Below are 25,508 nucleotides of genomic sequence, written 5' to 3'. Positions count from 1 at the left end.
ATCAAATATTTTTCTTTTGTCTTGAAACAAAAGAAACAAAAATTCAAGACTTGAAACCTTCAGCTAAAAATAAAACATGTTTGCTAAAATTCTAAACTCGCGCGAATTTAACTGTAACCTTTTGATTCAAGTATAGCCTCGCGCTCAAACATTAGAATTTTATTAACGTTCACATCTTTTATTTTCTTAACGCTTCAGCTTCCTATGTCAATTTTTAAAAGATATTGCTTCTAACAGAAGAATTTTTCCAAAAGACATCATTAAGATAATTAGCAAAAATCTTTTTACTTTTTACTTTTTACTTTTTACTTTTTACTTTTTACTTTTTACTTTTTACTTTTTACTTTTTACTTTTTACTTTTTACTTTTTACTTTTTACTTTTTACTTTTTACTTTTTACTTTTATCAAAACAAATCATCCTTTTTATATTCTAAAGGAGATTTTCCGGTGTGTTTTTTGAAAAACTTGCTGAAAGCGGCCTGATCTGAGAATTTTAACTGCGAAGCGACTTCATTTACATTAGCATTGGAGTCTTTCAGTAAAATCTTAGATTCAATTAATAAAACATGATGAATGATATCTCTAGGAGATTTATAAATAGTTTTATTAATGACTTTGGTTAAATATTTTCGGCTGATAAATAGCTGATCTGCATAAAACTGAACATTATGCTGCTCTTTAAAATGTTGTCTTACAAGGATGAAAAAGTTGGTGGTGATCTCGTCTTCACGATAACTCACTTTATTTACTTTCTCGGTTTTCTTCATATAGTTATCCATCTCATAAATAACGAGAGAGAAGTGATGCCAGATCATTTCATTGAAATAATAATTCTCTTTTTCGGTATCATTTAAAGATTTAAGCTCATCTAAATGAAAATGTATTCTCTTATAAATTTCCGGTTCGTTTCGGATAATATTGGTGGGATCTTCTGAAAGACTTTTCAGAACATCATTTGATTTATAATTGAAGCCTGCATTAGAAATAAAGTCGAGGGAAAAGAAAATATACTTGGCATTATAATCATCAGATATTTCTTCTACCCAAAAAGTTTCTGCAATGGGACAAAAAATGATATCACCTTGCTGAACATCGTAACTTTTATCTGATAACCGGAAGCGAATGTACCCTTTTTCAATTAAAAAAACAGTAAAATAGTCGGAACGATAAGGCATATTGAGCTTTACTGAATAATTTACCTTATCAATATTCATCACCACGAATTCTTTTATTCTTAAATCGAATTCTACTTGATTTAATAATTCTTCGAAAGTAAAATGAGAAATGAAACTTTCTGTTTTCGGGATGAATTTTTTAGACATGAACGGTAAAAATTTAGGCGAAATTAATAAATAAAAAAGGGTAAACCATTAGATTTTTAATTGAAATCCTGAATCATATTGTTTGAGATTATTTAAAAATAAAGGAATGTCTTTTACTATTTGATGGCTGTGAAAAACTCCGTGAGGAAGGTCATTATTCAGAACAATCATCGCTATTTCTGTAGCGACAATTGCTGTTATTTTACCTTCATTGTTTCCGTTAATGCTTAACTCCTTTGTATTTCCTGACTTATTTTTTGCTATAATTTTTACGGCGTAAAGATCTGTACCTAAAGTGAAGTTATGAAAACTTTTAATCGCAAGATTTTGGATTTTTTCGTTTTTAAATAATTTAGTAATCTTTAATTTTCTAAGAATGGAAGTAAGATTTGTAAACCATTTTACATCAAAAGCCATTCTGGTTTCAACTTTTGGAATTTGTAAAGTATTTAATAAAACATGCTGGTCTGAAAAATCAAAAAGATAGAAGCTTCTTTTACCTAAAAGCTCGGTTTGAATTGGTTTTGTGAAGCTTTTCATGATTTTGTTCTTTCCGTTTTCTGAAAGTTGATATTGAGAATCAATATTATTGAAAGTCCATTTATAAGCAGCTTCGCCATGTTTTTCTCCTAATCCAAGAAGAACAAATATGTCGATGGAAGTTGTGTTTTGAAGTTCAGTAGTCGCATATTTTGCTAAAAGATTTGTAATTCCGGGGGCAAGACCTACACTTAAAACCACTGTCGATTTGTTCTCAATAGCCAATGATTTTAAATTTTCAATGCTTTTTAATGTTTTATACTGAGCAGAAATATCAATATAATGTATGTTTTTAGAGATGCAGTATTCCACAAAATCGGTGTTGGTTTGATCTAAACACATGATGACCAGATGAACATCATTAAGGATTGAAAAATCAGTTATATTATTGATATTTAATTGATAAGGAATGACTTTATGGTGAAGTTTCTCTGCTGTTTTTTTAGCCTTGGAAAGATTTCTGCCCGCAACGATAATTTGACTAGGAAATTTTTTCGATAAATTGTCTGCAATGATGCTTCCTACAGCTCCGTACCCTCCAACGATAAGTATTTTGTTTTTCATAGCAATAATCTTTTTGCAAAGATTATCATTGGGCATATGAATTTGTTATAAAATTCAGGGAGTATGTTGTGCAATTATGGAAAAGATAATTTATAGGAATATTTTTTTATAATTGAACTTCGCTTAATTATAATTTAAGATATTATTTTAAAGATTGCCCTTATTAGAGGTAAACTCTATTTTGATAAATATAAGATTTGATTTAATAAAAAAGAAAATTACGATACATGATATGCTTTTTACAGTTCTTATTTTATAATTGACGGTTCTTGTTTTATCTTTTACCTTAGCAGTTTTAACTTTTACGATCTTGGTTTTATCATTAACATCATCAAGTTTATCTTATGTGATGCTCATTTTATACTTTACTGTGATCGTTTTATGTTTTACATCAACAGTTTTAACTTTTACTACACTAAGTTTATTATTAACGTTACTCAATTTAACTTGTACAATGTTCGTTTTGTTTTTTACGGCAACTATTTTATATTTAACTATGCTTTGTTTATTTTAAATTTTGAAAAATATATAAAAATCATTTCGTTAAAAAGTTAATGCCTCCATAGAATTTACAATTCAATAATTAATTCTTTATTATAACCATTGTATTTTTCATCGATATATCCGTGTGGATTACAAATGATTTCAGTATTTAAAATCTTGTAGCGTGAAGGTGTATGAATATGCCCGTGAATCCAAAATAAGGGTTGATGTTCTATGATAAAACTTTCTAAATTTGAAGCATATGCAGAGGTAATCGGATCTTCTTTATACTCTTCCGGAACCGATTGCAGACTTGGCGCGTGATGGGTAACGACAATATTTTTGAATCCTTTTGAATTTTCCAGACTTTCCTGTAACCACAGTTTTGAGAACTGATGAATTTTAAATGTATCTACCGTTCTCATTTTTGAATACGATGGATCTCTGGTAATTTTCTTGTAATCATTCATCTTAGATTGACACAACATCCCGTAGTATCGTGGATCTCCAAAGATGGAAAAGTCCGTCCATAATGTTGCGCCATGAAAACGAATATTTTCTATGTCTACAAAAGAATTTTCCAGTACATGAATGTTTGAATCCTGGGCTGCAGCTTTTATTTTATTCAATGTTTTCGGATAAGAGCCTTTATAATATTCGTGATTTCCAAGAATATAGATCACGGGCTTTTCGGGAATTTTTGTTTTCACCCATTCGATGCCTTTGGTTCCGAGATTGGTATCTCCGGCGAGGATCACAAGATCTGCATTATCGAAAGATAGATCTGTGATGCCAAATTCCTGATGGAGATCGCTGATGATTTGAATTTTCATGCTGATAATATGGGCAAATTAAAGTAAAATATTTTAGATTGTCCTATTTTTTTTGCTCAATAAATGGCAAGTGTAATATTGATTTTATTTCTCCCTGATTTTGCAGATTACGCAGATTTTAAATTGTTTGAACATGAAGCTTATATCTGTGAAAATGGGCGGAAATTAAAAAAAATGTGAATTCGAGGCCAGTAAATTCCTTGAAAAAACAATTCGGAGACACCATTAGATATCTCCGAATTATTATTAACAATATATCAATGAATTATGAAACTGCCATAGTGGCTTTTTTTATTTTCGTTTCTTTCAGAATCAGATAGATTAATATTCCTAATGCGATGACAGCATAACTGATCAGGATTTCTAAACTTAAACTTCCGACAGCAAATTGTGATGGGAAAACTTGGCTCATTAAAGTCATAAAAGATAATCCGATTCCTGCTCCTAAAAAGTAACTTGTGGTGCTTAAACTGGAAGCTACGCCGTAATGTGCAGGCTGAATATCCTGAATTCCTAAGATTGATAATCCTGTGAAGCAAAACGTCATCCCAATTCCGGAAATGCACGCTGCTCCTAATAAAACAATAGCCAACGGATGCCCTGTGTACACTGAAATAAATAGCAATGATGAACCCAACAGCATAAATGACCAGCCCAAAATCCCAATCTGTGTGGAGCTTAATCTTTTAGAAACATGTGGTAATATAAATTTTGAAACCCATGCCGACAAAATACTAAACGGAACCAATAACAACCCTGCCGATGCAGAACTGTGGTGCATATCTTTTTGTAACATCAATGAAATCAGAAATAAAAATCCAATGAAAAATGCTCCCAATGTAAAGAAAACGATATTTGCTACCATTAATGATCTTTGTTTTACCAATTGAAGATCAATCAACGGTTGAGAAATTGTTTTTAATCGATAAAAAACCAACCCTAACAGCAGAACAGATAAAGCTAACGACCCTATAATGAAGAACGTATGTTCTTTGATTTGAATTAATTCGTGTGTTCCGTAAGTTAAACTCAGCAATCCTAAAACCAATAATATTCCTGAAATAAAATCTGTATTTTGAGGTTTTTCGTTTCTTTCGTCTTTTGGTAAAAATTGATAAGAAAAAATCAATGTAAAGAAAAGAATCGGAACATTGATAAGGAAAACCCAATGCCAGCTTAGATAAGTGGTGATGATTCCCCCGATCGACAAACCGCTTCCCGAACCAATAGCCGCAAAGGAACTGAAAATTCCCACCGCTTTGTTTCTCTCCTGTTCTTCTCTAAAGGTATTGGTAACAATAGACATGGCAGACGGCATAATAAAAGCTGCGCCTAATCCCTGCAATGCTCTGAAGATTGCCAATGATTCAAAGTTTGTAGATAAACCAGCTCCCAAAGATGTCAACATAAAAATTAAACCACCGATTAGGAAGATTTTCTTTCTTCCGATTTGATCTGATAATTTTCCTCCGATAATTAAAAATCCGCCAAAAAACAATACATATAAAGTCTGCAACCACTGTACGGTAGAAGCGTTGATATTGAATTGCTCCTGAATGGAAGGAATCGTTAAATTAATAATAGCAATATCCAAAGCCTCCACAAATGTTCCTACTGATGCGAGTATTAATATTAAATTTTTCCTTGAGTTCATATCATTCAAATTTCCTGCAAAATTAAAATTAACAGAACGTTTATAAAAATTATATGCTAAATTTGGAACGTATTTAATTTTAAAAACAACTTAAAAGAACATTCATTCTATTTAAGATTATTAAACTTTCAAAAACAGAACAAATGGCTACAGAAAATTATACTCCCGACGAAAAAGATCTTTCTATCCTGAGACTTCTGCAAAAAGATGCTAAACTGAGTGTAAGAGATATTTCAGCAAGAATTAACCTCAGCCCTACCCCAACCCATGAGCGCATTAAGCGTATGGAAAAGGCCGGAATCATTAAAGAATACACAACCGTTCTTGACCGAAAAAAGATAAACAAAGGCATGATGGTGATTTGCATGATTGCTTTAAATGTTCATAATAAAAAAACCGCCGGAAAATTCATTGAGGAAGTTGGAAAATTAAAAGAGGTCGTTGAATTTTATAACATCAGCGGAGATTTTGATTTTATGCTAAAAATTCTGGCTCCGAATATGGATGAATTTCATGAGTTTTTTGTGAATAAACTTTCTGAAATTGAAGGCATTGGGCAAACAAAAAGCATTTTTGTAATGAACAGTATTAAGGAAAGTGTACAGATTTTGTAAATGAAAGGAAATTAAATCATTACATTAAAATCATTACCATAGAGAAAGGATATAATGGTTTGCAATTAAAATCCGTAAATTTGCCGCATGAATAACGATACCATTTGTGCACTGGCTACGGCCAATGGAATAGGTGCTTTAGGCATTATCAGAGTTTCCGGAAATGAATCTTTATCTGTCGTACAGAAATCTTTTCCTGGTAAAAACCTTGAAAAACAAAAATCCCACACCATTCACTACGGATATTTTATGGATGGCGAAGAGGTGATTGACGAAGTAATGTTGTCTATATTTTTAGCACCTCGAACTTTCACCACAGAAAATTCGGTTGAAATCACCTTCCACGGTTCGCCACATATTGGAAAACGTATTCTTGAAACTTTGATTAAAAATGGCGCAAGAATGGCAAAAGCCGGAGAATTTACACTTCGTGCCTTTATCAATGGAAGGATTGATCTTTCCCAAGCGGAAGCCATTGCCGATGTTATTGCGTCTGAAAATGAAGCATCAAGAAAAGTCGCTATTAATCAGTTGAAAGGTGGAATCACCAATGAAATATCATTTTTAAGAACAGACTTATTAAATTTTGTTTCATTGATTGAACTTGAACTGGATTTTGCAGAAGAAGATGTAGAATTTGCAGACAGAACAGCTTTGAATCAGCTATTAAATAAGATAGAATTAAAATTAAATTCGTTAATTGAAAGTTTTCAATACGGAAACGCAATTAAAAACGGAACTGCTGTTGCCATCATAGGAAAACCTAATGCCGGAAAATCGACATTATTAAATGCTTTGTTGAAGGAAGAAAGAGCGATTGTAAGTAACATTGCCGGAACTACGAGAGATACCATTGAGGAAGTTTTACATATTAAAGGACATGCTTTTCGTTTGATTGATACAGCCGGATTGCGTGAAACAATGGATGAAATTGAAGCAATCGGTGTAAAAAAAGCCAAAGAAAAAGTAGAAAACGCCAATATTCTTGTATACTTAGCGGATGCAGCAACAGAAGATTTTTCTGAAGATATTGAAATGATAAAATCTTTGTTGAGAGAGGATTTGAAATTGATCATTTGTGCTACAAAAATTGATGATGTTTCTCCGACAACGTATGAAAAAGTGGAAGATATTTTCCGAAATGAAATTGCTCACGAATTCGATTTTATTAAAATTTCTGCTGTTGAAAATCAAAATATTCAGGATCTGAAAAACGAATTATCTTCTTACGTAGAACAACTGAAAGCTTCTGAAAATAATGTAATCATTACCAATCAACGTCATTTTGAAGCCCTGCAAAAATCTTTGGACGCTGTAAATAAAGTGAAAGAAGCCATAACATTTCAAATCTCAACAGAATTACTTGCTTATGAACTTAGAAATGCTTTAGAGCATCTTGGTGAAATTTCAGGCGAAGTAACCAATGATGAAGTATTGGGGAATATTTTTTCTAAGTTTTGTATCGGAAAGTAACACATTTTTACATAAAATAAAACAGCCATTTCTTCTCTGAATGGCTGTTCATTTATATAAAATCATTTAACAAATCAAAAGTAATCGATACTCTCCGTCATTTTCGATGGGAGCCCTGTGAATACAAGGCAGAACTTTTTGTTGCGGATGATCTACGGCTAATCTCCAAAGATTTTTCAAACCTAGATTAATCGGTTGGGAATCAGGTTTGGGCTCAAAATGTAAATCAAAATAATTCTCTTTCAGAAAAGATTCAAAATCTTCTTCTGAGCCGTCATGCAATTCTTTAAGCTTTTCGCGAATTTCAGGAATCAAAATTTTTAGTATAGCCTGATCGTTCGGTAAAATATCACTCGACGCCCCATAATAGGTACATAAGAAAGTATCGGTTCCGATCGGAGAACGGTCAACATGATAAGAATACACATCGGTTGAGATAAAATCAAACTCATCATCTCGATCATAATTTTTAAGCAAATTAAGTGAAGGAGAAGCTCCGAAATCGGTTAGTGACTGCAAATCATCTAAGATAATTTTCCGGGCTTTACTACCCTTTTCAGATAATTCCAGCGCTAAAAGATCTTCAGCGAAAACTTCGGTAATATTATCTTTTAACTTAAGTTTAGAAACAATTTCTTTAAAATCTCCCTCTAAATTTCTCTCCCAGCATATTGCATTTTGGGTACCTTCAAAAGCGGTATTTATCAACTCAGCAAAGGAATAAACTACTTTTACCTGATTATTAAAGATTTCATTTTTCATGTATTCACAGATGCCTTAAATTAATTCTACAAAAATAAAGAAGAATTCCAAGCTAATAAATAATTGTTGAGAATTCTACTAATTTAAGTTTATTTCTAAAGATTTAATAATAAAAAAATCAACCCAGAACGAGATGATTTTACTGCAATTGAAATTTACTTTAGTATATATGAAAATGATTAGTGTTGATTTTTTGTAGATTTTCTAGAGGCGGCTGGCTTCGCCAGCCGCCTCCATAAAACTTAAAAATGAGCTTAAACAAATGCTCCTATCACAGCTAGGATCTCAGTCGTTCTATTCAAATTTTACCATTAGACACTACTTTTGTTTTTGTCCCAGTACTTGTATTTTCTCCAACCACTTTTTCCTTATAGCCTCATCAGAAGTCTTCACAATTCCCACATACGTCACTTTTCCAGGTTTTATTCCACAAAACTCTAAAACAGATCTTTTAAGCTGATTCACACTTGGTCGACCATAAAACCATCTATAATACCAACCCGGCTGATCCAAAGTCGTTATAATATGAGCAGACTTGCCTTTCAGCAATTTGTCCCACCAAACTGAATTTTCACGATATTTAAAAGCCATTCCGGGAAGAAAAAGTCGATCAATGAGGCCTTTTGTGATCGCTGGAAGTCCGCCCCACCAAACTGGATGAATCCAAACCAAATGATCTGCCCATTCAATTTTTTTCCATGCTTCGAGCAAATCAGGTTCAAGTTCCATTCTTTTCTGATAACCGAATTGCAAATTGGGATTAAACTTCAAATCAGCAATGACAATTTCCTTCACTCCTACACCCGATTCCAAAGCTCCTTTTTTATAAGCTTCAGCAAGACCAAAATTAAAAGACTTTTTGTTGGGATGACCATTAATAATTACGATTTTCTTCATGATTCAACCTGAATTATAATGGATGGATAATTCATCAACGATTCTAATAAAGATGTTGATTCATGAAGCTGATGACTGAAATACACTTTATTTTCAATATCAGTTTTCAACAGTTTTTCAGTATGTAAAACAGCAGACAAAGCTGTCAGTTCCGCTTGCCCTTCTCTACTTTGAAGACTGATTTTCTTCGTTTCTTCTTTATTTTTAATGATAATTTCAAAAACAGTCTGATCACCATTTCCACTGGCTGCAAAAATCATTTTTCTTTCTTTTAAAGATAAAATATTATAGAGTTTTATTTTCTGAAAAGCACCCAAAATCCAGGTTACAAATTTTGAACTGTACGTCATTTTTACACTTACCGTCGGGATATTTTCAATTTGATTTAGAATATACAGATCGGGAACATCAAAATTATAAACCTGTCGCTTTCCAATTCCAAAAGAGAAATCAAAGTATTCGGAATCTAGGAAATGTTTTATCGAAACAGGTTGATTATTTTTATAATTTACAAAAGGGTTAGCTACATTTTCTGCCATAAAATGAGCCGAACTTTCACCTGCTTTATCTTTCACAGAATAATAAACAAAAAGTTTTACTTCATCAATAGATTTCATTTTCAACGAAGCAACATTCACCAAACCTGCCACAATTCCGCCCATCCAGCCAGAACTGAAAACAATTTTGTTATTTACGGAATGATTTTTCGCAAACTTATAAGCTTTCATCAAATCAGGAGTAGGTTTTGTGATATCTAAATAATCTATTTCATGATCGATAGCAAAACGAAGCACATGATCTTCTTTATCATTCACAGAAAGAATAATTAGATGAATATTTTTCTCTAATATCTTTTCAAAGGTTGAAATTTTAGTCACATCAATGAATAAATTATTTTCACTGTTTCCACCTTTTCTGCCTCCGATAAAAATAGTAAGTTCTGGATTTCTTGAATGTAAAATTCGGGCAACGGTTTTACCCACCAATCCGGTGCCTCCGATAATTAAAATATTTGACTGCATTTTATTTTTTTCACAAAACTATTCAGTCACGACCTCAATCAACAGGACAAATGTCTAAAAAGAAATCTCTTTTCGAATTCGGCTCAAATGCCTTTGTGTAATTCCCAAATAAGAAGCAAGATATTGCAGAGAAATATCCTGAATATAATTAGGTTGGTTTTCAAGCAAAGCTTCATAACGCTTTGCTGCACTATCTCTTTGAAGTTGGAAAAATCGTTTTTCAAGTTCCAGATATTCCTGTTCTGCAATTACTTTTAAAAATAAAATCCAATTAGGATTTTCATTAACTAAGGTTTCAATTTTATTTTTTTTGATGATTAAGATCTCGGCATCTGAAATGGCCTGCATATTTTCTATGCTTGGTTTTTCAGAAATAAATGAAGAATAGGAAGCTATTAAATCATTGGGAAACCTGAAACAATATGTCATGTCTTTTCCATCATCAGAAATATAATAAGACCTAAAAATACCTAATTCTATAAAAGCAATTTCTTTACATTTTTCACCTTCACGAACAAAAAAATCATTTTTATTAAGTTTTTTTCTTTCAAAAAGCTGTAAAAAATCGTCGATTTCATTTTCTGAAAAAATATTGAAACTTTGAAAAAACTGATGGATCATTATTTTAAATTAAGTCTGAGGAAAAGTAATTTTCAAACAAAAATACATAAAAAAATCACCCCAGAACGAGATGATTTTACTGCAATTGAAATTTACTTTAGTATATATGAAAGTGATTAGTGTTGCTTTTTTGTTGATACAAAGATACCTTCAATTACATTCTTAGCATTCAGGATAATTACTAAAATTGTTTCCGTAAAAATACGGTTGTGAAAAATAAAAACGTCTTGCAATAAGTTTTACAAGACGTTTTTTATCTAAATTAATGAATAAGGTGAATAATATAATTCACAATTCATCAATAACTGTTCACTTTCTATAACGGACTTACCAATCCAAGGAACCAATCTTTCACATCGCCTTCCAAAAATGGAGCTATTTTTTCTTCACACGTTTTGTGATAAGCATTTAGCCAAGAAATTTCTTCTTCAGAAAGAATTTCTTTTACGATGGTATCTTTAAAGAATGGGCAGAAAGTCAATGTTTCAAACTCATAAAAAGTTCCGTGAATAGTTGTTTCAGATTCTTTTACTGCGATTAGATTTTCGTGGCGAATCCCGTAATCTCCTTCCAAATAATAACCTGGTTCATTAGAACAAACCATTCCCAACCAAAGTTCCTGCGGATTCATATCTTTTCTGATATTCTGCGGACCTTCATGAACGTTCATAAAACTTCCGACACCGTGGCCAGTTCCGTGGTTGTAATCTTTACCTTCCATCCATAAAGGAAGTCTAGCGATTGCATCAAGCTGAACGCCTCTGGTTCCTTTAGGGAATTTCACCATCGATAAACGGATCAAGCCTTGCAAAACCAATGTTGAATTTCTTTTAAAATCATCAGAAACAGCACCTAAAGCAAGTGTTCTAGTAATATCCGTTGTTCCTTCAAGATACTGACCTCCCGAATCCACTAAAATACTTGCATCATTGGTCACTTCTTTACTGCCTTCACTTTTAGCGGAATAATGCATAATAGCACCATTATCTTTATATCCAACAATGCTTCCGAAGCTTTCTCCTACAAAATTTTCACCTTCCGCACGGAAATCTCTCAGTTTTTCACCGATTGAATATTCGTTCATTGCTTCTTTTCCAGCATTGTGAGTCAGCCAGTAAAGGAATTTCACCATCGCTACTCCATCTCTCACCATTACTTTTCTGAAACCTTCCAGCTCTGTTTCGTTTTTCTGAGCTTTCATTAAATTTCCAGGAACTGCTGCTTTGATAAACTGATTATCAGATTTTAAAGCCTCATAAATAGATTGATTACTGTTTGGAGAAACCAAAACCGTTTGATTTTTATATTCCTTTAAATGATTGTAAAACTCTTCGTAGGGCATCATTTTCACAAAAGACTCATCCATTTGCTTTCTTGCTTCCACTTCCATTTTTTCTAGATCGGTAAACAGGATTGCATCATTTTTAGTAATGATGAGATAGCCTAAAAATACAGGGTTGCTTTCTACATCGCTTCCTCTTAAATTCAATGTCCATGCCACGTCGTCCAGACTTGCAATCACGTGAACTGTAGCCTCCTGCTCTTCCATTTTCTGACGAATTGCAGCAATTTTATCAATCACAGATTTCCCGGCTCTTTCTACAGGATGCACAAAAATCGGATTTTTCGAAGGCGTTCCTCTATCCGTCCAGATTTGCTTCAAAAGGGGATTATCTACCAGCGTAATATTTTTAGCGTTTAATTTTTGAGTTAGCAGCTCCCAATTAGCATGGGCAGTCGCCAAAGCATTCACTGCTACTTTTCCGTTTGCTGGAATTTCAGAAATAATCCAGTCGATATAATTGGGAGTTCCTTCCATTCCATCTTTAAAAAGATCGATTCCTGAACCGGCCAATTCAATGGGAGCTTGTGTAAAATATCTTCCGTCAGTCCAAAGTCCGGCTTTATCTTTCGTTACTACCACAAATCCTGCTGAACCTAAAAAACCAGACAACCACGCTCTCTCCTGCCATTCCTGCGGCAAATATTCACTCATATGCGGATCTGCAGAATATACTATAAATGCATCAACATTATTTTTCTGCATTTCTTCACGAAGCGCAGCTACTTTTTCCTTTGAAGTCATTTTTCAATAATTTTTAAAGAGGTGAAGTTACGAATTTTTTGAGGCTTGAAAGAGAATTTGAAGAGTTTTTTAGCTTCGAAATTAAAGCTCTTTTTCAAGTCAATTTTCAGCCATCATCTTACTTTCTTATTTATTAGGAGCTTTTTCCCGCTTTCCATTACAATCTTTTTTTTCAAAAAAGGATGTTCATTGCAATCGGGGCTAGGGTTATAGTCATCCTTTTCAAAAATTGGAGATAAGTTCAAAGTTTGTCATTTCCTAGGAATTTAACTTCTTATTAGAAAAATTTGAGCTTAGATTCCTTCGGAATGGGAAATTTACATGTTAAAGATTGAAAATAAACCACCCCGCCAAAAATTTCTTTGAAATTTTCGCCACCCCGTCCAATGGAGGGGAATTTTCCGACCGTATATAGTCCTGTTAAAGCAGAATTTCCATTCTGTTTTACTTTATTTTAAAAGATAAAATCAAAAACAACTTCAGTATCAAAAAATGATTAAAAATTTTAATTATTTAAGACAAAACAACATGAATTGCATACCACAAATTGCAATTATTATTAAATATTTAACATTTTGGAAAGGTTCTTGCTTATATACACATTATGGAAAGTCAGAATTATAAAAATCACAGGAAATTTTATCCTCCACATCATTTCATTTATCTTCCATTATTAATTCTGCTGGAAGTTTTTGGAATCTATAAGATTTTTAATGATGAAGCAAATCAATTAATTTGGATACTTTTTTCTGTTATCATATTCCTGATTTTCTATCTGGCAATTATGCTGAGGCAGCATTATGCATTGGGACTTCAAAACCGAATGGTAAGATTGGAATTTAAGCAAAGATATTTTGAAATTTTCGGCCTGAGGTCTGATGAAGTGGAAGAAAAACTGACGTTTGGACAAATTGCCGCGTTGAGGTTCGCCAATGATGATGAGTTTAAGGAACTTCTGTATAAGGCTCTGCACGAAAATATTTCCGGTGATCAGATCAAAAGATCAATTAAAAAATGGCGACCGGATAACCACAGAATTTAAAATAATAAACACCAAAAAATAAAGAATTATGAAAAAATGGAGCTTATATAGTATGACCATATTATGTTTGTTAACATTAACAAGTTGTGAAGCAGTAGAGACAATCTTTAAAGCCGGAATGTGGTGGGGAATCATATTAGTAGTTGGCGTAATAGGCATCATTGCATGGCTATTTTCAAGGGGTAGGAACTCTTAACCAAATCTTATGGAAAATTCAGACTTAGACCTCATCACGCATCTGAAACCTTCTAAGATTGTCAAAATTATGAAAGATCCGGTAGCATCTGCAAAGGCGGTACATCTTATTTATACCACCGATGCAGAGACAGCCGGTATCACCCGAAAGAAAACCGGAAAAAAGTACTCTTACTACAGAGACGGTGAAAAAATCAAAAACAAAGAAGAAATTACACGCATCAACAAACTGGTAATACCGCCGGCTTGGGAAAATGTGTGGATCTGCGCTTTGGATAACGGGCATCTTCAGGCAACAGGTTTTGATGTTAAACACAGAAAACAATACCGCTATCACCCGCTTTGGAGTGCCTTGCGAAATCACACGAAATTTTACCGAATGCTTCAGTTTGGCTATGCTTTACCTGAAATTCGGCTTCAGGTGGAGAAAGATTTAGCTTTAAGAACATTCGAAAAGAGAAAAATTCTTGCCTTGATCGTTAGTTTAATGCAACGAACCAATATCCGAATCGGAAATAATGCGTACGAAAAATTATACGGTTCTTTTGGTTTAACCACTTTAAAGGATAAACACGTTCAGATAAAAGGACAAAAAATTACTTTTCATTTTAAGGGAAAAAAAGGAGTCATGCACGATATCGATCTTAAGAGTAAACGACTTTCAAGATTAATTCAAAAATGCAAAGATATTCCCGGAAAAGAGCTTTTTCAGTTTATTGATGAAGAAGGAAACCGTCATTCGGTAGATTCTGGAATGGTGAATGATTATATTAAAGAAATCAGCGGTGAAGATTTTACGGCAAAGGATTTCAGAACATGGTCGGGAACTGTAAGTGCATTAATTGCTTTTAAAGAAATTGGCTACGCCGAAACGCATACAGAATACAAGAAAAAGGTAAAAGAAGCTTTAGACATTGTCGCAGGACATCTCGGAAATACGAGTGCCGTTTGCCGAAAATATTACGTACATCCTTTGGTTATCAATCTCTACGAAAATAATTCCATTAAAAAATATCTTGATGAATTAGAGCAAATTGAGGAAAATGACGGAAAAGCAGATCTTACACAAGAGGAAAAACTTGTGCTGAAGATCTTGGAGAATGAAAAGATGTAGGGGCTTTTATGTTTGAGGGTTTTAGAGTTTGAGGGTTTTAGAGTTTTAGAGTTTTAGAGTTTTAGAGTTTTAGAGTAAGGTAAGATTTAATCAAGAATTCTCCCAGTAATTTTGAACATAATTATTACTTTTTTTATTTTAATTGAAATATCAGAATGAAAACATTACACTTTCTTACATTACGTATGGTGAAAGATCATATTTTTTAAACATACCTTATCAATTCGATTAATTTTATATCAGAAAGCTGTATTTTTTCTTTCCTTTAATTATCGTAAATTTGTATACCAACATATTTTTAAAATTAAAATAATAAAACGTAATATGTCAAAAGCAATTTCGCAAGTACCATTTGCAGTAAATGAGCCGGTAAACTCTTATGCACCGGGAACTCCAGAAGTAAAAAGCCTTATCGCTCAATACAAAAAAATGTGGGCTGAGAAGATAGAAATCCCAATGATCATTAACGGTGAAGAAGTAAAAACTGGTGATACAGTTCAGCTTCAGTCTCCTCAGGATCATGCTCATGATTTCGGTTTTTATCACAGAGGAACAATGCAACATGTGGATGATGCCATCAACGCTGCATTGGCTGCAAAAAAAGAATGGAACGAGCTTGGTTGGGAACACCGTGCTGCTATTTTCTTAAAAGCTGCTGATCTTTTGGCGGGACCTTACAGAGATGTAATCAACGCGGCGACGATGATCGGACAGTCTAAGAACGTTCATCAGGCTGAAATTGATGCTGCATGTGAGTTCATCGATTTCTTAAGATTCAACGTAGAATTCATGACGGAAATGTATTCTGAACAGCCGGTTTCTGATGCAGGAATCTGGAACAGAGTTGAATACAGGCCATTAGAAGGATTCTGTTTTGCGGTAACTCCGTTCAACTTTACAGCGATTTCAGGAAATTTACCAACCTGTATGGCAATGCTTGGAAACGTAGTCGTTTGGAAACCATCTGATAAGCAAGTATATTCTGCTAAAGTAATTATGGATGTTTTAACTGAAGCGGGTCTTCCAAAAGGGGTAATCAACATGATTTTTACGGATGGAAAAGAAACTGCTGAGAAAGTTTTGGCACACAGAGATTTCGCAGGTCTTCACTTCACGGGTTCTACAAAAGTATTCCAGGGAATGTGGAAAATGATCGGTGATAATATCCACAACTACAGAACGTACCCAAGAATCGTTGGTGAAACTGGAGGAAAAGATTTCGTGATCGCTCACCCTTCAGCAAATGTAGAAGCTGTTGCTACTGCTTTGGTAAGAGGGGCTTTCGAATATCAGGGACAAAAATGTTCTGCGGCTTCAAGAGCTTATATTCCTCAGTCTCTTTGGGCTGATGTGAAAAAAGTAATGGAAACTCAGATCGGTTCTATTAAAATCGGTTCTCCAGAAGATCCTTCAAACTTCGTAAACGCAGTAATCGACAAAAATTCTTTCGAAAAATGTAAAGGATATATCGACAGAGCAAACGCTTCAAACGAAGCAAATGTTGTAATCGGTGGAAATGTTGATGATTCTAAAGGATGGTTTGTAAACCCAACAGTTATCGAAACTACAAATCCTCAGTACGAAAGTATGGTTGAAGAAATCTTCGGACCAATCTTATCAATCTACGTTTATGAAGATGCAAAATGGGCTGAAACTCTACAGTTGGTAGATTCTTCTTCTCCTTATTCATTAACAGGTTCAGTTTTTGCACAAGACAGATATGCTGTAAATGAAGCATTCAAAGCGTTAGAAAATGCATCTGGAAACTTCTACATCAACGACAAACCTACAGGTGCAGTTGTTGGTCAGCAGCCTTTCGGTGGTGGTAGAGCTTCTGGAACAAACGATAAAGCAGGTTCTAAAATGAACTTACTAAGATGGACGTCTGTAAGATCTATTAAGGAAACTTTTGTTTCTCCTAAAGATTATAAATATCCATATTTAGGGTAATAAATGATAATTGATCATTGATAAATGATTGACAAGGCCTCGAAATTTTGATTTCGGGGCTTTTTTTGTTTTCTGTTGATGGTTGTTCGTTTTTGGTTTAAAGTTTCTATTTAAGCTTAAATAATTGAATATTAACAAATTTTAAATCACTTTATCAATATTTTAGTAATTCATTCTATGTATTAGGAATAATAATTGAACTTTTACTAATACACCAAAAAATAAATATTATGAAAAAGTTATTAGTAGTCTTTGGATTAGGAATCATCGCAGTAAGTTGCGGAACAAAGGAATCGTCTATGTCAACAAGTAATACAGACTCAACAACTGTTATACAAAGTGCTCCTGCTACCACAGATTCGGCGGTTATGAGTACACCACCTGACACTATTAAAATAGATTCTGCAACAACTGTTAAATAATAAAAGTTTAACCTTAAATAGAAAGTCCGTAGATTAAAGTTCTGCGGATTTTTTTGATTGATGGATATTTTATTGTTTGTTTGATAGGATTATCATCCTACCCTATTTTAAGTCGTCCCTTCGGGACTTCTTATTGATTTAAAAATCTATTAAATGACTTTTTACTTTTTACTTTTTACTTTTTACTTTTTACTTTTTACTTTAAATCATTATATTTGATTAATACTAAACATCAAAAATATTAGACTATGAAAAAATTATGGATTGGAGGCGTTTTAGGCTTATTAACTTTAGGAAGCTGTGCGGATAAAAAAGAAAATAGAGAAGAATTTAAAGCAGAGCACAATAAAGATTCTATAAGAAATACGATGGGAGATTCGGCGGTGGCCAATTCAGAACCAGCACCTGTGGATACACTAAAAAAAGATAGCACAGTAACGAAATAGAAATAAATCCGCAGAAAAAAATCTGCGGATTCTTACTTAAAAAAACTTGACTGAAAAATCGGGCAATCAACCCCGATTGTTGTATAGAAATTTAGATTCTATTAAAAATTATTCGCCTAAATAGATAAATGTATTTACAACTAAATACGCAGATCTGTTATCTAAGGCATTTCCTGTTCCACCTGTCGGAATAGTAGCCGTACCTGCCAAAGCATGAGTATGTGCTCCTGAATTAGCTGTATTTCCCAGCATTCCTACTCCACCCCATGATGTTGGTGTTGAATTTCCCTGATAATGCCCTGAGCCATTATTTCCGGTACTCGTTCCACCTAACAAAAATCCACCTTCATTAGACGTGTGATTGTGCGTTCCCGCGCTTTCTGCAATACCACTGATAATCCCTGTAAGATTAATATTCGGTAAATTCGAGCGGGTAAGCACCAGGCTGTTTGTTCCTCCTTCACTTCCTATCATTTCATTTCCACTTCGTGTTTTTAGAACCCTATCTGTTGCATCTGGCAGGATTGAGGTAAACCCTAAGCTCATCGCCGAACTCTGCGCCGTTGGTGATAGAGTTGAAATAGATCTTCCGTTAAGTAAATACCAACCGTTGTGATCTATATTTTGTGCAGAACTTTTAATGTCTCCCCAAGATTGTACATTCAGTTTCTTAGGGTCTCCGGAAATCATTTTCTGCCATTCTGTTCCGTCGAAATAATACAAACCTGCCGTTGTAATATTTGCTGTTTTGGCACTTGATGTACTTACCGGTGCGGTTGCAAATACAATGACTCCCGCTTGTACACTGGTGTATCTGTCGTCACCCATTTTTATTTGATCTCCCGTAAGTCTGGGTGGCAAAATGCCTTCTGCTGTAGAGCCGTCGGTTTTTTTAGCTACGACATCTAAGCTCGCCAATGGATTAGCAGTATTGATACCAATTTGCGCATAGGCAAAATTAGACAACACAGCCGCCATAGCGAATGTTAAAGTTGTTCTCATCCGTTTAACTTGTTACTAGTTTAAAAGTAGTTTCATGGTTGATACAAAATACATGTCAGTATATTTTATACCTTTTAGTAGTTCTTAGTTTAGTGTTTAGGTTGGTAATACAAGACATATTCTTTTAAACAAGAATAATTTTTCCGGAAAAAATGTGACAGGCTGCAGAATATAGTCTGTCTCGTAAAACCGTTGCAAATATATGAAAGCTATGATTTTACATAAAACAAATGCTTATCTGTTTTCAGGAAAATGATAAGAATAAGGATTTTAAACAGGGAATTATTTAATTATTTTCAGGAAAATGAACAGATACCACTCAGGCTTTTTTATCATCCAAATGCTTAATAAAAGCGGAAGGGGAAAAATCTGTAACTGCCTTAAATACTGATGCAAACTTGCTGTGTGAAGAAAAACCGCATTCGTCTGCCAAGATGCTTATTTTGTACTGGCGGTACTTTTCATCGTTAATTAGCTTATCAACAATATAATTTATCCTTAAGCGGTTTACATACGTTTTAAAGTCTGCACTTTTATGCTGATTGATCACATACGAAAGATATTTGGTATTCGTATTAAGCTCGCCCGCCAAAAAAGGAAGCGACATATTCTTATTATTGTAAAGATTTCCTTTTTCAAAAGTTTCCAGAAGTTCCAGTAATTTGGTTTCAGTTTCGGAGGTCATCAGAGATTCTGTTCTCTTTTTTATTTCTTCACTCTGCCCGATTTCAACCACTGATATATTTGAAAAGTCATCAATTTCCACCGCTTCATTATTATATGCAAAACTTACCTTCTTTTGGTTTCTGATGATATCTTTAAATTTAGCAAACTGTCTTTTCTGTTTAGAATTATAAAAAAAATAAAGCGCGATTAATGATATAATTAAAATAGCAATTACAATATTTTTAATAAGATTTATTTGATTTTGTTTTTTATAATAAACAGCGAAATTATCATAAGCGTCTGCAATCGTTTCCTGAACATCATTTTGATCATTTTTCAGGTTTAAAGATTCATTTTTAGGAATTTCAGATAAAGATGTTTTTTCCTGAGCAGAAATAAAGACGGCAAATATTAAGAAAAAAGCAAGTTTTAGAAGATTTTTGAGCATTAATAATAAATTATTACTTTTTGTTTTATAATAATTCATCATTTTCATAGTTCTTAGTATTGTTTTGCACAAAAATACTAATATTTTATTTTTCAGTGAAATATCTACGTTATTTAATTTTTTTTAACATTAATTTTCACTTTTAAATTGAATTCCGGAAGTTAATTTAGTCTTATTTAAACTAAAAATTTCATTGAAATAGATTGTAACTATTTAAACACATTACACGACTTATGTGTTAAGTTAATTATTACATTTGTAACCATTAAAAAGTATTTATGAAAAAAATAGCAATATTCTCTTCATTATTCATCGGTGCATTGGCTTTTGCGCAAGGAATAAAATTCGAAGACAGCAATTTCGCAACCATTTTAGCTAAAGCAAAAAAAGAAAACAAATTGGTTTTTGTTGATGCTTACGCCTCATGGTGCGGCCCTTGTAAACTGATGGTAAAAAACATTTTCCCGCTACAGTCTGTCGGAGATTATTATAATTCGCATTTCATCAATGCAAAAATTGATATGGAAAAAGGTGAAGGAATTGGTTTGGCAAAAAAATATAATGTGAAAGCATTTCCTACGTATTTATTCATCAATGGTGATGGAGAGGAAGTTCACAGAACATTAGGTTATGTTGAAGAAAATGATTTCATTCAATTTGCAAAAGATGCAGGAGATCCTTCAAAAAGATTAACCGCTTTAAAGCAGAAATTCGAAAACGGAGAAAAAGATCCTGAGTTTTTGAAAAATCTTGCAGGTCTTACAATGTATAATGATGCAGCATTTGCCAGCAGAGTTATGGAACGTTATTTTGCCGCAAAAACGGAATATGATCAGGACGACATTCAAATGTTATTAATGGGCGCTCAGAACATGGACAGCCCTTTATATAAAATTTTCCAGACCAAAAAAGCTGAAATTTCTAAGGTGATTACACCTGAAAGATATGCAGACCTTGACAAAAATATTAAAATCAGCAATATTTTTAAAAAGTCATATAACGCAGAAGCAAAAACCTGGAATGACGATTATTTCTTAACAGAAGCTCAGAAATTTTTGTCTAAACCTGAAGCAGAAACAATACTGAAAAAAGCAAGAGCCAACAGAGCGTTAAGAGCAAAAGACATCTCGACTTACGAAAAACTAGCGTTGGAATTATACAAAGATACAACAGCTAACAGCTCTGAAGAATTGAATTCATTGGCTTGGAATTTCTTTGAAAATGTAAATACAAAATCGTCTTTAGAAAAAGCCGTCGCTTGGGCTCAGGAATCTGTTAAAAAGAATGAAAATTATGCCAATACAGATACTTTAGCAAATCTTTATAACAAAGTTGGAGATAAGAAAAATGCTAAACTTTGGGCAGAAAAATCGATTGCTTTAGCAAAAGCAACAGGACAAGATTCTGGAGATACTGAAAAATTATTGCAAAGTCTTTAATTTTAAAGTTTTAAAACATAGAAAATCCGAAAAACGTATTGGTTCTTCGGATTTTTTTTATTTTGCCACGAATGCACGAATAATCTCTTTATTTCAAATAAATAATTAGTGTATTCGTAGCATTTATTTTTAATATTGAAACAAAACACTTCCCCAAGTGAAACCACTTCCGAAAGCTGAAAGGAGTACTAAATCTCCTCTTTTTACTTTTCCTGCTTCAATCGCTTCACTTAACGCAATCGGAATAGAAGCTGCCGTTGTATTTCCGTATTTCTGGATGTTGTTGAAAATTTTCTCGTCCGGCAAACCAAACTTTTGCTGCACAAACTGAGCAATTCTCAAATTTGCCTGGTGAGGAATGAACATATCGACATCATCGATTGTTTTTCCTGCTTTGTCCAACGCTTCCTGCATCGTTTCAGGGAATCTCGTTACCGCATGTTTGAACACAAAATTTCCGTTCATAATTGGGTAAACTTCCTTATCCGTTACATTTTCAGGATCTTTTCTCATTCTGTCGCTCCAACCGAATTTAGAGCCTGGGAATTGTGTACACAAATCATCGGCAAATTTACCTTCAGAATGCATATTCATTGCTAAAATATCTCCTGCATTTTCATCTTCTGTCGCAGAAAGAACAACAGCTCCTGCCCCATCTCCGAAAATAACAGAAACACCTCTTCCTTCGTCTGAAAAATCAAGTCCGAAAGAATGAACTTCCGCACCAACCACTAAAATATTTTTATAGGTTCCTGATTTAATGAAAGCATTCGCCACACTCATTGAATACACAAAACCTGAGCACTGATTTCTCACATCCAATGCTCCGATGGTATCGCAACCCAACATATCCTGAAGCAAAACGCCACATCCAGGGAAATAATAATCCGGAGAAAGTGTTGCGAAAATAATATAATCGATATCTTTTGAAGTTAAACCTGCATTAGCAATCGCTTTTTCAGCAGCTTTATATCCTAAAAAAGCACTGGTTTCCTGAGAATCATATCTGTTTTTTCGGTGTCTTCTTTCTTTAATTCCCGTTCGCTCCGTAATCCATTCGTCATTGGTGGTCATTAATTTTGCTAGATCATCATTGGTAACAACGTTATCTGGAACATAAAATCCGATCCCTTTTATTGTACTTTTAATCATATAGTTTTTTAATTTTGGCAAAGATAAACTTATTTAACACATAGTATTTCAAAATATTAGTATTTTTACTTTATGCCAATTGATACGATTTACAGAGATTCCCAGTGCGAATGGGTAGATGTGGAGGCTCCTACGCAGGAAGACCTGAAATTTCTTCACGAAAGATACGAGATCAACAACCTTCTTCTGGAAGATACGATGGATCCGAATCACCTGCCAAAATATGAAGAAGACGGAAATGTGAGATTTTACCTTCTTCGTGAAAGTACTGAACTGGAAAGGAAAAACCTCAACACCATAAGCGATATCAGCACAAAAATCGGGATTTTCCTAATCGATAATACCATCATCACCATTCACAGGATGAAGACCAAAAGTATTGTTGAAACCAAGAAAAGACTTTCCCTTTCAAAAGATGAGACCACTACACAAAACATTGCGCTGATGATGGCTTTGCTAATTATGAAAAGTTTTGATGATGAATCGGTAAGTCTTCTGGAAACGATGGATAATATTGAAAACGAAATTTTCCTGAAAAATACCAATCACACAAATCAAATCCGAAGATTGTATAAACTTAAAAGAAAGTCTGGCTTAAATTCAAGAGTTTTGACAATTTCTACTGATGCTATTGATAAGTTTAAATTGCTTGGTTTGCAGGATTCTGAAGTGGTGGATTTAAAAGATAAACATAAAGATGTGGTTGCCGATTTCGATCATCTGAATATTCAGATTACCAACTTAATCGGGATGTTTTTGGCACTTTCAGACCAAAAAGCGAATCAGGTGATGAAGGTTTTGGCTATTTATTCCGTTTACTTTTTACCAATTACTTTTATCGCCGGCGTTTACGGGATGAATTTCGATCATATGCCTGAACTTCACTATAAATACGGATATTATATCACCATTGGTATAATGACTTTGGTGGTGATCTGTACTTTTATTTATGCAAGAAGGAAACAGTGGTAGTTTTGATTAAATTCTTCTTGATTATAAATTTTATTTAATTGATTTTCATTGAATATATGACAAAATCCTTAGCCCCGATCGCAGCATTTGTTTGAGCTCATTTTTTTTGGTTTCGGCGCGGCAGCGAAGCTGCCGCGCCGAAACCAAAAAAAATAGCGAGTGCGAAGAGCGGGAAATAGCTTCAAAAAAATTAAACCATGAAACCTGAAACCCTAAAAACCATTCTTGAAGAAAATACGCTTTCGAAAGCCTCAAAAGACAAATTGCAGGCTCTTTACACAAATATTTCAGCTAAAGAATTTTCTGATTTGTTGGATGCCAATGGCAATCAATATGTTGAATTTGTACAGGAAGGCGGTGGCGTTTGGGGAAGTGCATTAGTAGGTTATTTGTATGGATTGGAAATTTTTGGAATTAGATTTCTGAAAGTAGCCGGAACGAGCGCCGGAGCTATCAACACAATGCTAATTGCGGCCTGTAAAACCAAAGAAGAACAGAAAAGCGATGTAATCAAAGAAATTTTGTTCAACTGGAATTTCGCAGATTTCATGGATGGTAAACCGTATGTGAGGACAACGGTTCATTCGATTTTAAACAATAAAAATTTCATTAAAATCAATGTTATTCTCGCTGTTATTTTAATGGCTACACTTTTGGTAATTCCATTTGCAACCCCTTCTGAAACTACGTTAAGAGCTAAACTACTTTTTCTGGTTCCGTTGATTCCTGTTATCATCGCATTGATCTGTTTTGTGAAATTTTACAATGATTTCAGGAAACAAAACAGCGGATTGAATCCCGGAAATACATTTCTTACTCAAATGACAGAAGTGATGAACGGTTTTGGAATAAAAACGGTTGCCGAACTGAACGAAAAATTTGTTCAGAAAGAGCATCAACTCAACTTAAACTATCGTTACGGAAATCAACAGGAATATTATCACAATGCTTTACAGAATATTGAAGAAATCAGAGAAAATAATAAAGAGCACATTGACGAAACGCGATATAAAATTTTCTATGAAAGCATTGCCAATAATGATTATTATAAAGATAATCCATTTTATCAGTTAAAATCAGAATACATTGTCGTCACAACAGATATTAACGCTAAAATAAAGGTCGAATTGCCTACGATGGCCAATTTATATTGGTCTGAAGAGGAATTGAAACACATCAGTCCGGCAGAATTTGTCCGCGCCTCGATGTCGGTTCCCTTCTTTTTTGAGCCTTTTCAAAAAACAATCAATAAGAATGATGATTCGGTGAAATATGCCTGGAAATTCTGGATGAATACGGAAAAAGAAAATATTTATCCGGTCGGAGTTTTCATCGATGGCGGAAGTATTTCGAATTTCCCGATCGATCTTTTTCATGACAGTGAGGTTTTTTATCCGAGGATACCTTTGTTCGGAGTTCAGCTCACAAGCAATTCTGACATCGCTTCCAGTAAAGTAAAAACGAGCGAGCAAATTATGAAAACTCCATTTTCCTTTGCCGGAAATATTATCAGCACGATGCAAGGGTTTAACGATAAATCTTTTTTAACCAAGCATACTTTTTATCATCTTTACAGCATTCAATCTGTAAATTGTGGCGACAGCAGCTGGCTGAATTTCTTTATGAAAAGAGAGGAAAAAGAAGATCTTTTTAACAGAGGTTTTCAAGCTGCCCTTGATTTTCTTCATCAGTTTGATTGGCAAAAGTACAAATGCGAAAGGATGATGCTTTCTATGAAAGAGAAAAAAGTGTTGAAGGAAGAAGATACGCCGACGGTGGGGTAAATAA

Annotated in this window: 22 protein-coding genes; 10 read left to right on the top strand and 12 right to left on the bottom strand. The window is 33.8% G+C overall.

Annotation, left to right across the window (positions count from 1 at the left end; all coding sequences use genetic code 11):
• Positions 1-405 precede the first annotated feature (405 nt).
• The 4 genes from OXQ85_RS14020 to OXQ85_RS14005 form a co-directional block, all read right to left on the bottom strand.
• On the bottom strand, positions 406-1,323 hold the full coding sequence (locus tag OXQ85_RS14020) for a helix-turn-helix domain-containing protein (protein WP_267405298.1): 918 nt from the start codon (positions 1,321-1,323) through the stop codon (positions 406-408).
• Between the two features lie 48 nt (positions 1,324-1,371).
• Positions 1,372-2,427 (bottom strand): saccharopine dehydrogenase NADP-binding domain-containing protein, encoded by a 1,056-nt coding sequence (locus OXQ85_RS14015; RefSeq protein WP_267405297.1) that lies wholly within the window; start codon positions 2,425-2,427, stop codon positions 1,372-1,374.
• A gap of 569 nt (positions 2,428-2,996) precedes the next feature.
• Positions 2,997-3,743 (bottom strand): metallophosphoesterase, encoded by a 747-nt coding sequence (locus OXQ85_RS14010; protein ID WP_267405296.1) that lies wholly within the window; start codon positions 3,741-3,743, stop codon positions 2,997-2,999.
• 265 nt (positions 3,744-4,008) lie between these two features.
• Entirely contained in the window at positions 4,009-5,397 is a 1,389-nt protein-coding gene (locus tag OXQ85_RS14005) for an MFS transporter (protein ID WP_267405295.1), read from the bottom strand.
• A 143-nt stretch (positions 5,398-5,540) separates the two neighbouring features.
• On the opposite strand from OXQ85_RS14005, the gene OXQ85_RS14000 reads away from it, so the two are divergent.
• Together OXQ85_RS14000 and mnmE are read left to right on the top strand one after the other, a co-directional pair.
• Positions 5,541-6,011, top strand: coding sequence for an Lrp/AsnC family transcriptional regulator (locus tag OXQ85_RS14000; RefSeq protein WP_267405294.1), 471 nt, complete (start codon positions 5,541-5,543; stop codon positions 6,009-6,011).
• An 87-nt stretch (positions 6,012-6,098) separates the two neighbouring features.
• Positions 6,099-7,484: a tRNA uridine-5-carboxymethylaminomethyl(34) synthesis GTPase MnmE gene (gene mnmE / locus OXQ85_RS13995; RefSeq protein ID WP_267405293.1), complete on the top strand. Its 1,386-nt coding sequence runs from the start codon at positions 6,099-6,101 to the stop codon at positions 7,482-7,484.
• Positions 7,485-7,550: 66 nt separating this feature from the next.
• On the opposite strand, the gene OXQ85_RS13990 is transcribed toward mnmE, so the two are convergent.
• The 5 genes from OXQ85_RS13990 to OXQ85_RS13970 form a co-directional block, all read right to left on the bottom strand.
• Positions 7,551-8,246 carry a DUF1826 domain-containing protein gene (locus OXQ85_RS13990; protein ID WP_267405292.1) on the bottom strand — a complete coding sequence of 232 codons (696 nt, stop codon included), beginning with the start codon at positions 8,244-8,246 and terminating at the stop codon, positions 7,551-7,553.
• Positions 8,247-8,564: 318 nt separating this feature from the next.
• On the bottom strand, positions 8,565-9,143 hold the full coding sequence (locus OXQ85_RS13985; protein ID WP_267405291.1) for an NAD(P)H-dependent oxidoreductase: 579 nt from the start codon (positions 9,141-9,143) through the stop codon (positions 8,565-8,567).
• Positions 9,140-10,165 carry a saccharopine dehydrogenase gene (locus OXQ85_RS13980; RefSeq protein WP_267405290.1) on the bottom strand — a complete coding sequence of 342 codons (1,026 nt, stop codon included), beginning with the start codon at positions 10,163-10,165 and terminating at the stop codon, positions 9,140-9,142. Before OXQ85_RS13980 ends, OXQ85_RS13985 begins: the two co-directional genes overlap by 4 nt.
• A 54-nt stretch (positions 10,166-10,219) precedes the next feature.
• Entirely contained in the window at positions 10,220-10,786 is a 567-nt protein-coding gene (locus OXQ85_RS13975; RefSeq protein ID WP_267405289.1) for a Crp/Fnr family transcriptional regulator, read from the bottom strand.
• 316 nt (positions 10,787-11,102) lie between these two features.
• Entirely contained in the window at positions 11,103-12,872 is a 1,770-nt protein-coding gene (locus OXQ85_RS13970; RefSeq protein WP_267405288.1) for an aminopeptidase P family protein, read from the bottom strand.
• 604 nt (positions 12,873-13,476) lie between these two features.
• On the opposite strand from OXQ85_RS13970, the gene OXQ85_RS13965 reads away from it, so the two are divergent.
• From OXQ85_RS13965 to OXQ85_RS13945, 5 genes are all read left to right on the top strand, one after another.
• Positions 13,477-13,914: a DUF6526 family protein gene (locus OXQ85_RS13965; RefSeq protein ID WP_267405287.1), complete on the top strand. Its 438-nt coding sequence runs from the start codon at positions 13,477-13,479 to the stop codon at positions 13,912-13,914.
• 205 nt (positions 13,915-14,119) lie between these two features.
• Positions 14,120-15,223 carry a DNA topoisomerase IB gene (locus tag OXQ85_RS13960; protein WP_267405286.1) on the top strand — a complete coding sequence of 368 codons (1,104 nt, stop codon included), beginning with the start codon at positions 14,120-14,122 and terminating at the stop codon, positions 15,221-15,223.
• Positions 15,224-15,547: 324 nt separating this feature from the next.
• The gene (pruA, locus tag OXQ85_RS13955) at positions 15,548-17,173 is read left to right on the top strand and encodes an L-glutamate gamma-semialdehyde dehydrogenase (RefSeq protein WP_267405285.1); all 1,626 of its coding nucleotides are present in this window, start codon (positions 15,548-15,550) and stop codon (positions 17,171-17,173) included.
• A gap of 230 nt (positions 17,174-17,403) precedes the next feature.
• Complete coding sequence (locus OXQ85_RS13950) at positions 17,404-17,595, top strand: cytochrome C551 (protein ID WP_267405284.1); 192 nt, start codon at positions 17,404-17,406, stop codon at positions 17,593-17,595.
• 248 nt (positions 17,596-17,843) lie between these two features.
• Positions 17,844-18,041 carry a hypothetical protein gene (locus tag OXQ85_RS13945; RefSeq protein WP_267405283.1) on the top strand — a complete coding sequence of 66 codons (198 nt, stop codon included), beginning with the start codon at positions 17,844-17,846 and terminating at the stop codon, positions 18,039-18,041.
• A 108-nt stretch (positions 18,042-18,149) separates the two neighbouring features.
• On the opposite strand, the gene OXQ85_RS13940 is transcribed toward OXQ85_RS13945, so the two are convergent.
• Together OXQ85_RS13940 and OXQ85_RS13935 are read right to left on the bottom strand one after the other, a co-directional pair.
• Positions 18,150-19,043 (bottom strand): hypothetical protein, encoded by an 894-nt coding sequence (locus tag OXQ85_RS13940; protein ID WP_267405282.1) that lies wholly within the window; start codon positions 19,041-19,043, stop codon positions 18,150-18,152.
• Between the two features lie 319 nt (positions 19,044-19,362).
• Positions 19,363-20,199 (bottom strand): AraC family transcriptional regulator, encoded by an 837-nt coding sequence (locus tag OXQ85_RS13935; RefSeq protein WP_267405281.1) that lies wholly within the window; start codon positions 20,197-20,199, stop codon positions 19,363-19,365.
• Between the two features lie 236 nt (positions 20,200-20,435).
• Here OXQ85_RS13935 and OXQ85_RS13930 point away from each other — a divergent pair, with 236 nt between their 5' ends.
• Positions 20,436-21,596, top strand: a complete 1,161-nt coding sequence (locus OXQ85_RS13930) for a thioredoxin family protein (RefSeq protein WP_267405280.1) — start codon at positions 20,436-20,438, stop codon at positions 21,594-21,596.
• 129 nt (positions 21,597-21,725) lie between these two features.
• On the opposite strand, the gene OXQ85_RS13925 is transcribed toward OXQ85_RS13930, so the two are convergent.
• On the bottom strand, positions 21,726-22,748 hold the full coding sequence (locus OXQ85_RS13925; protein ID WP_267405279.1) for a beta-ketoacyl-ACP synthase III: 1,023 nt from the start codon (positions 22,746-22,748) through the stop codon (positions 21,726-21,728).
• A gap of 72 nt (positions 22,749-22,820) precedes the next feature.
• On the opposite strand from OXQ85_RS13925, the gene OXQ85_RS13920 reads away from it, so the two are divergent.
• Together OXQ85_RS13920 and OXQ85_RS13915 are read left to right on the top strand one after the other, a co-directional pair.
• Positions 22,821-23,720: a CorA family divalent cation transporter gene (locus OXQ85_RS13920; RefSeq protein ID WP_267405278.1), complete on the top strand. Its 900-nt coding sequence runs from the start codon at positions 22,821-22,823 to the stop codon at positions 23,718-23,720.
• Between the two features lie 197 nt (positions 23,721-23,917).
• Positions 23,918-25,504 (top strand): patatin-like phospholipase family protein, encoded by a 1,587-nt coding sequence (locus tag OXQ85_RS13915; protein ID WP_267405277.1) that lies wholly within the window; start codon positions 23,918-23,920, stop codon positions 25,502-25,504.
• Positions 25,505-25,508 lie beyond the last annotated feature (4 nt).

This window comes from Chryseobacterium sp. GM_Chr_2, assembly GCF_026540445.1.
In the GTDB taxonomy this organism is placed as follows: domain Bacteria; phylum Bacteroidota; class Bacteroidia; order Flavobacteriales; family Weeksellaceae; genus Chryseobacterium.
The sequence above is the reverse complement of the archived record's forward strand: the minus strand, read 5'-3'. Positions and strand labels throughout refer to the sequence as shown.

What these genes read in the sequence shown, in the direction of transcription:
- OXQ85_RS13915 (WP_267405277.1), top strand. Translation starts at nt 23,918, where the DNA reads ATGAAACCTGAAACCCTAAAAACCATTCTTGAAGAAAATACGCTTTCG.
- OXQ85_RS13990 (WP_267405292.1), bottom strand. Translation starts at nt 8,246, where the DNA reads ATGAAAAATGAAATCTTTAATAATCAGGTAAAAGTAGTTTATTCCTTT.
- OXQ85_RS13985 (WP_267405291.1), bottom strand. Translation starts at nt 9,143, where the DNA reads ATGAAGAAAATCGTAATTATTAATGGTCATCCCAACAAAAAGTCTTTT.
- pruA (WP_267405285.1), top strand. Translation starts at nt 15,548, where the DNA reads ATGTCAAAAGCAATTTCGCAAGTACCATTTGCAGTAAATGAGCCGGTA.
- OXQ85_RS14015 (WP_267405297.1), bottom strand. Translation starts at nt 2,427, where the DNA reads ATGAAAAACAAAATACTTATCGTTGGAGGGTACGGAGCTGTAGGAAGC.
- OXQ85_RS13935 (WP_267405281.1), bottom strand. Translation starts at nt 20,199, where the DNA reads ATGATGAATTATTATAAAACAAAAAGTAATAATTTATTATTAATGCTC.
- OXQ85_RS13920 (WP_267405278.1), top strand. Translation starts at nt 22,821, where the DNA reads ATGCCAATTGATACGATTTACAGAGATTCCCAGTGCGAATGGGTAGAT.
- OXQ85_RS13970 (WP_267405288.1), bottom strand. Translation starts at nt 12,872, where the DNA reads ATGACTTCAAAGGAAAAAGTAGCTGCGCTTCGTGAAGAAATGCAGAAA.
- OXQ85_RS14005 (WP_267405295.1), bottom strand. Translation starts at nt 5,397, where the DNA reads ATGAACTCAAGGAAAAATTTAATATTAATACTCGCATCAGTAGGAACA.
- OXQ85_RS14020 (WP_267405298.1), bottom strand. Translation starts at nt 1,323, where the DNA reads ATGTCTAAAAAATTCATCCCGAAAACAGAAAGTTTCATTTCTCATTTT.
- OXQ85_RS13980 (WP_267405290.1), bottom strand. Translation starts at nt 10,165, where the DNA reads ATGCAGTCAAATATTTTAATTATCGGAGGCACCGGATTGGTGGGTAAA.
- mnmE (WP_267405293.1), top strand. Translation starts at nt 6,099, where the DNA reads ATGAATAACGATACCATTTGTGCACTGGCTACGGCCAATGGAATAGGT.
- OXQ85_RS13930 (WP_267405280.1), top strand. Translation starts at nt 20,436, where the DNA reads ATGAAAAAAATAGCAATATTCTCTTCATTATTCATCGGTGCATTGGCT.
- OXQ85_RS14000 (WP_267405294.1), top strand. Translation starts at nt 5,541, where the DNA reads ATGGCTACAGAAAATTATACTCCCGACGAAAAAGATCTTTCTATCCTG.
- OXQ85_RS13950 (WP_267405284.1), top strand. Translation starts at nt 17,404, where the DNA reads ATGAAAAAGTTATTAGTAGTCTTTGGATTAGGAATCATCGCAGTAAGT.
- OXQ85_RS13960 (WP_267405286.1), top strand. Translation starts at nt 14,120, where the DNA reads ATGGAAAATTCAGACTTAGACCTCATCACGCATCTGAAACCTTCTAAG.
- OXQ85_RS13975 (WP_267405289.1), bottom strand. Translation starts at nt 10,786, where the DNA reads ATGATCCATCAGTTTTTTCAAAGTTTCAATATTTTTTCAGAAAATGAA.
- OXQ85_RS13925 (WP_267405279.1), bottom strand. Translation starts at nt 22,748, where the DNA reads ATGATTAAAAGTACAATAAAAGGGATCGGATTTTATGTTCCAGATAAC.
- OXQ85_RS14010 (WP_267405296.1), bottom strand. Translation starts at nt 3,743, where the DNA reads ATGAAAATTCAAATCATCAGCGATCTCCATCAGGAATTTGGCATCACA.
- OXQ85_RS13965 (WP_267405287.1), top strand. Translation starts at nt 13,477, where the DNA reads ATGGAAAGTCAGAATTATAAAAATCACAGGAAATTTTATCCTCCACAT.
- OXQ85_RS13940 (WP_267405282.1), bottom strand. Translation starts at nt 19,043, where the DNA reads ATGAGAACAACTTTAACATTCGCTATGGCGGCTGTGTTGTCTAATTTT.
- OXQ85_RS13945 (WP_267405283.1), top strand. Translation starts at nt 17,844, where the DNA reads ATGAAAAAATTATGGATTGGAGGCGTTTTAGGCTTATTAACTTTAGGA.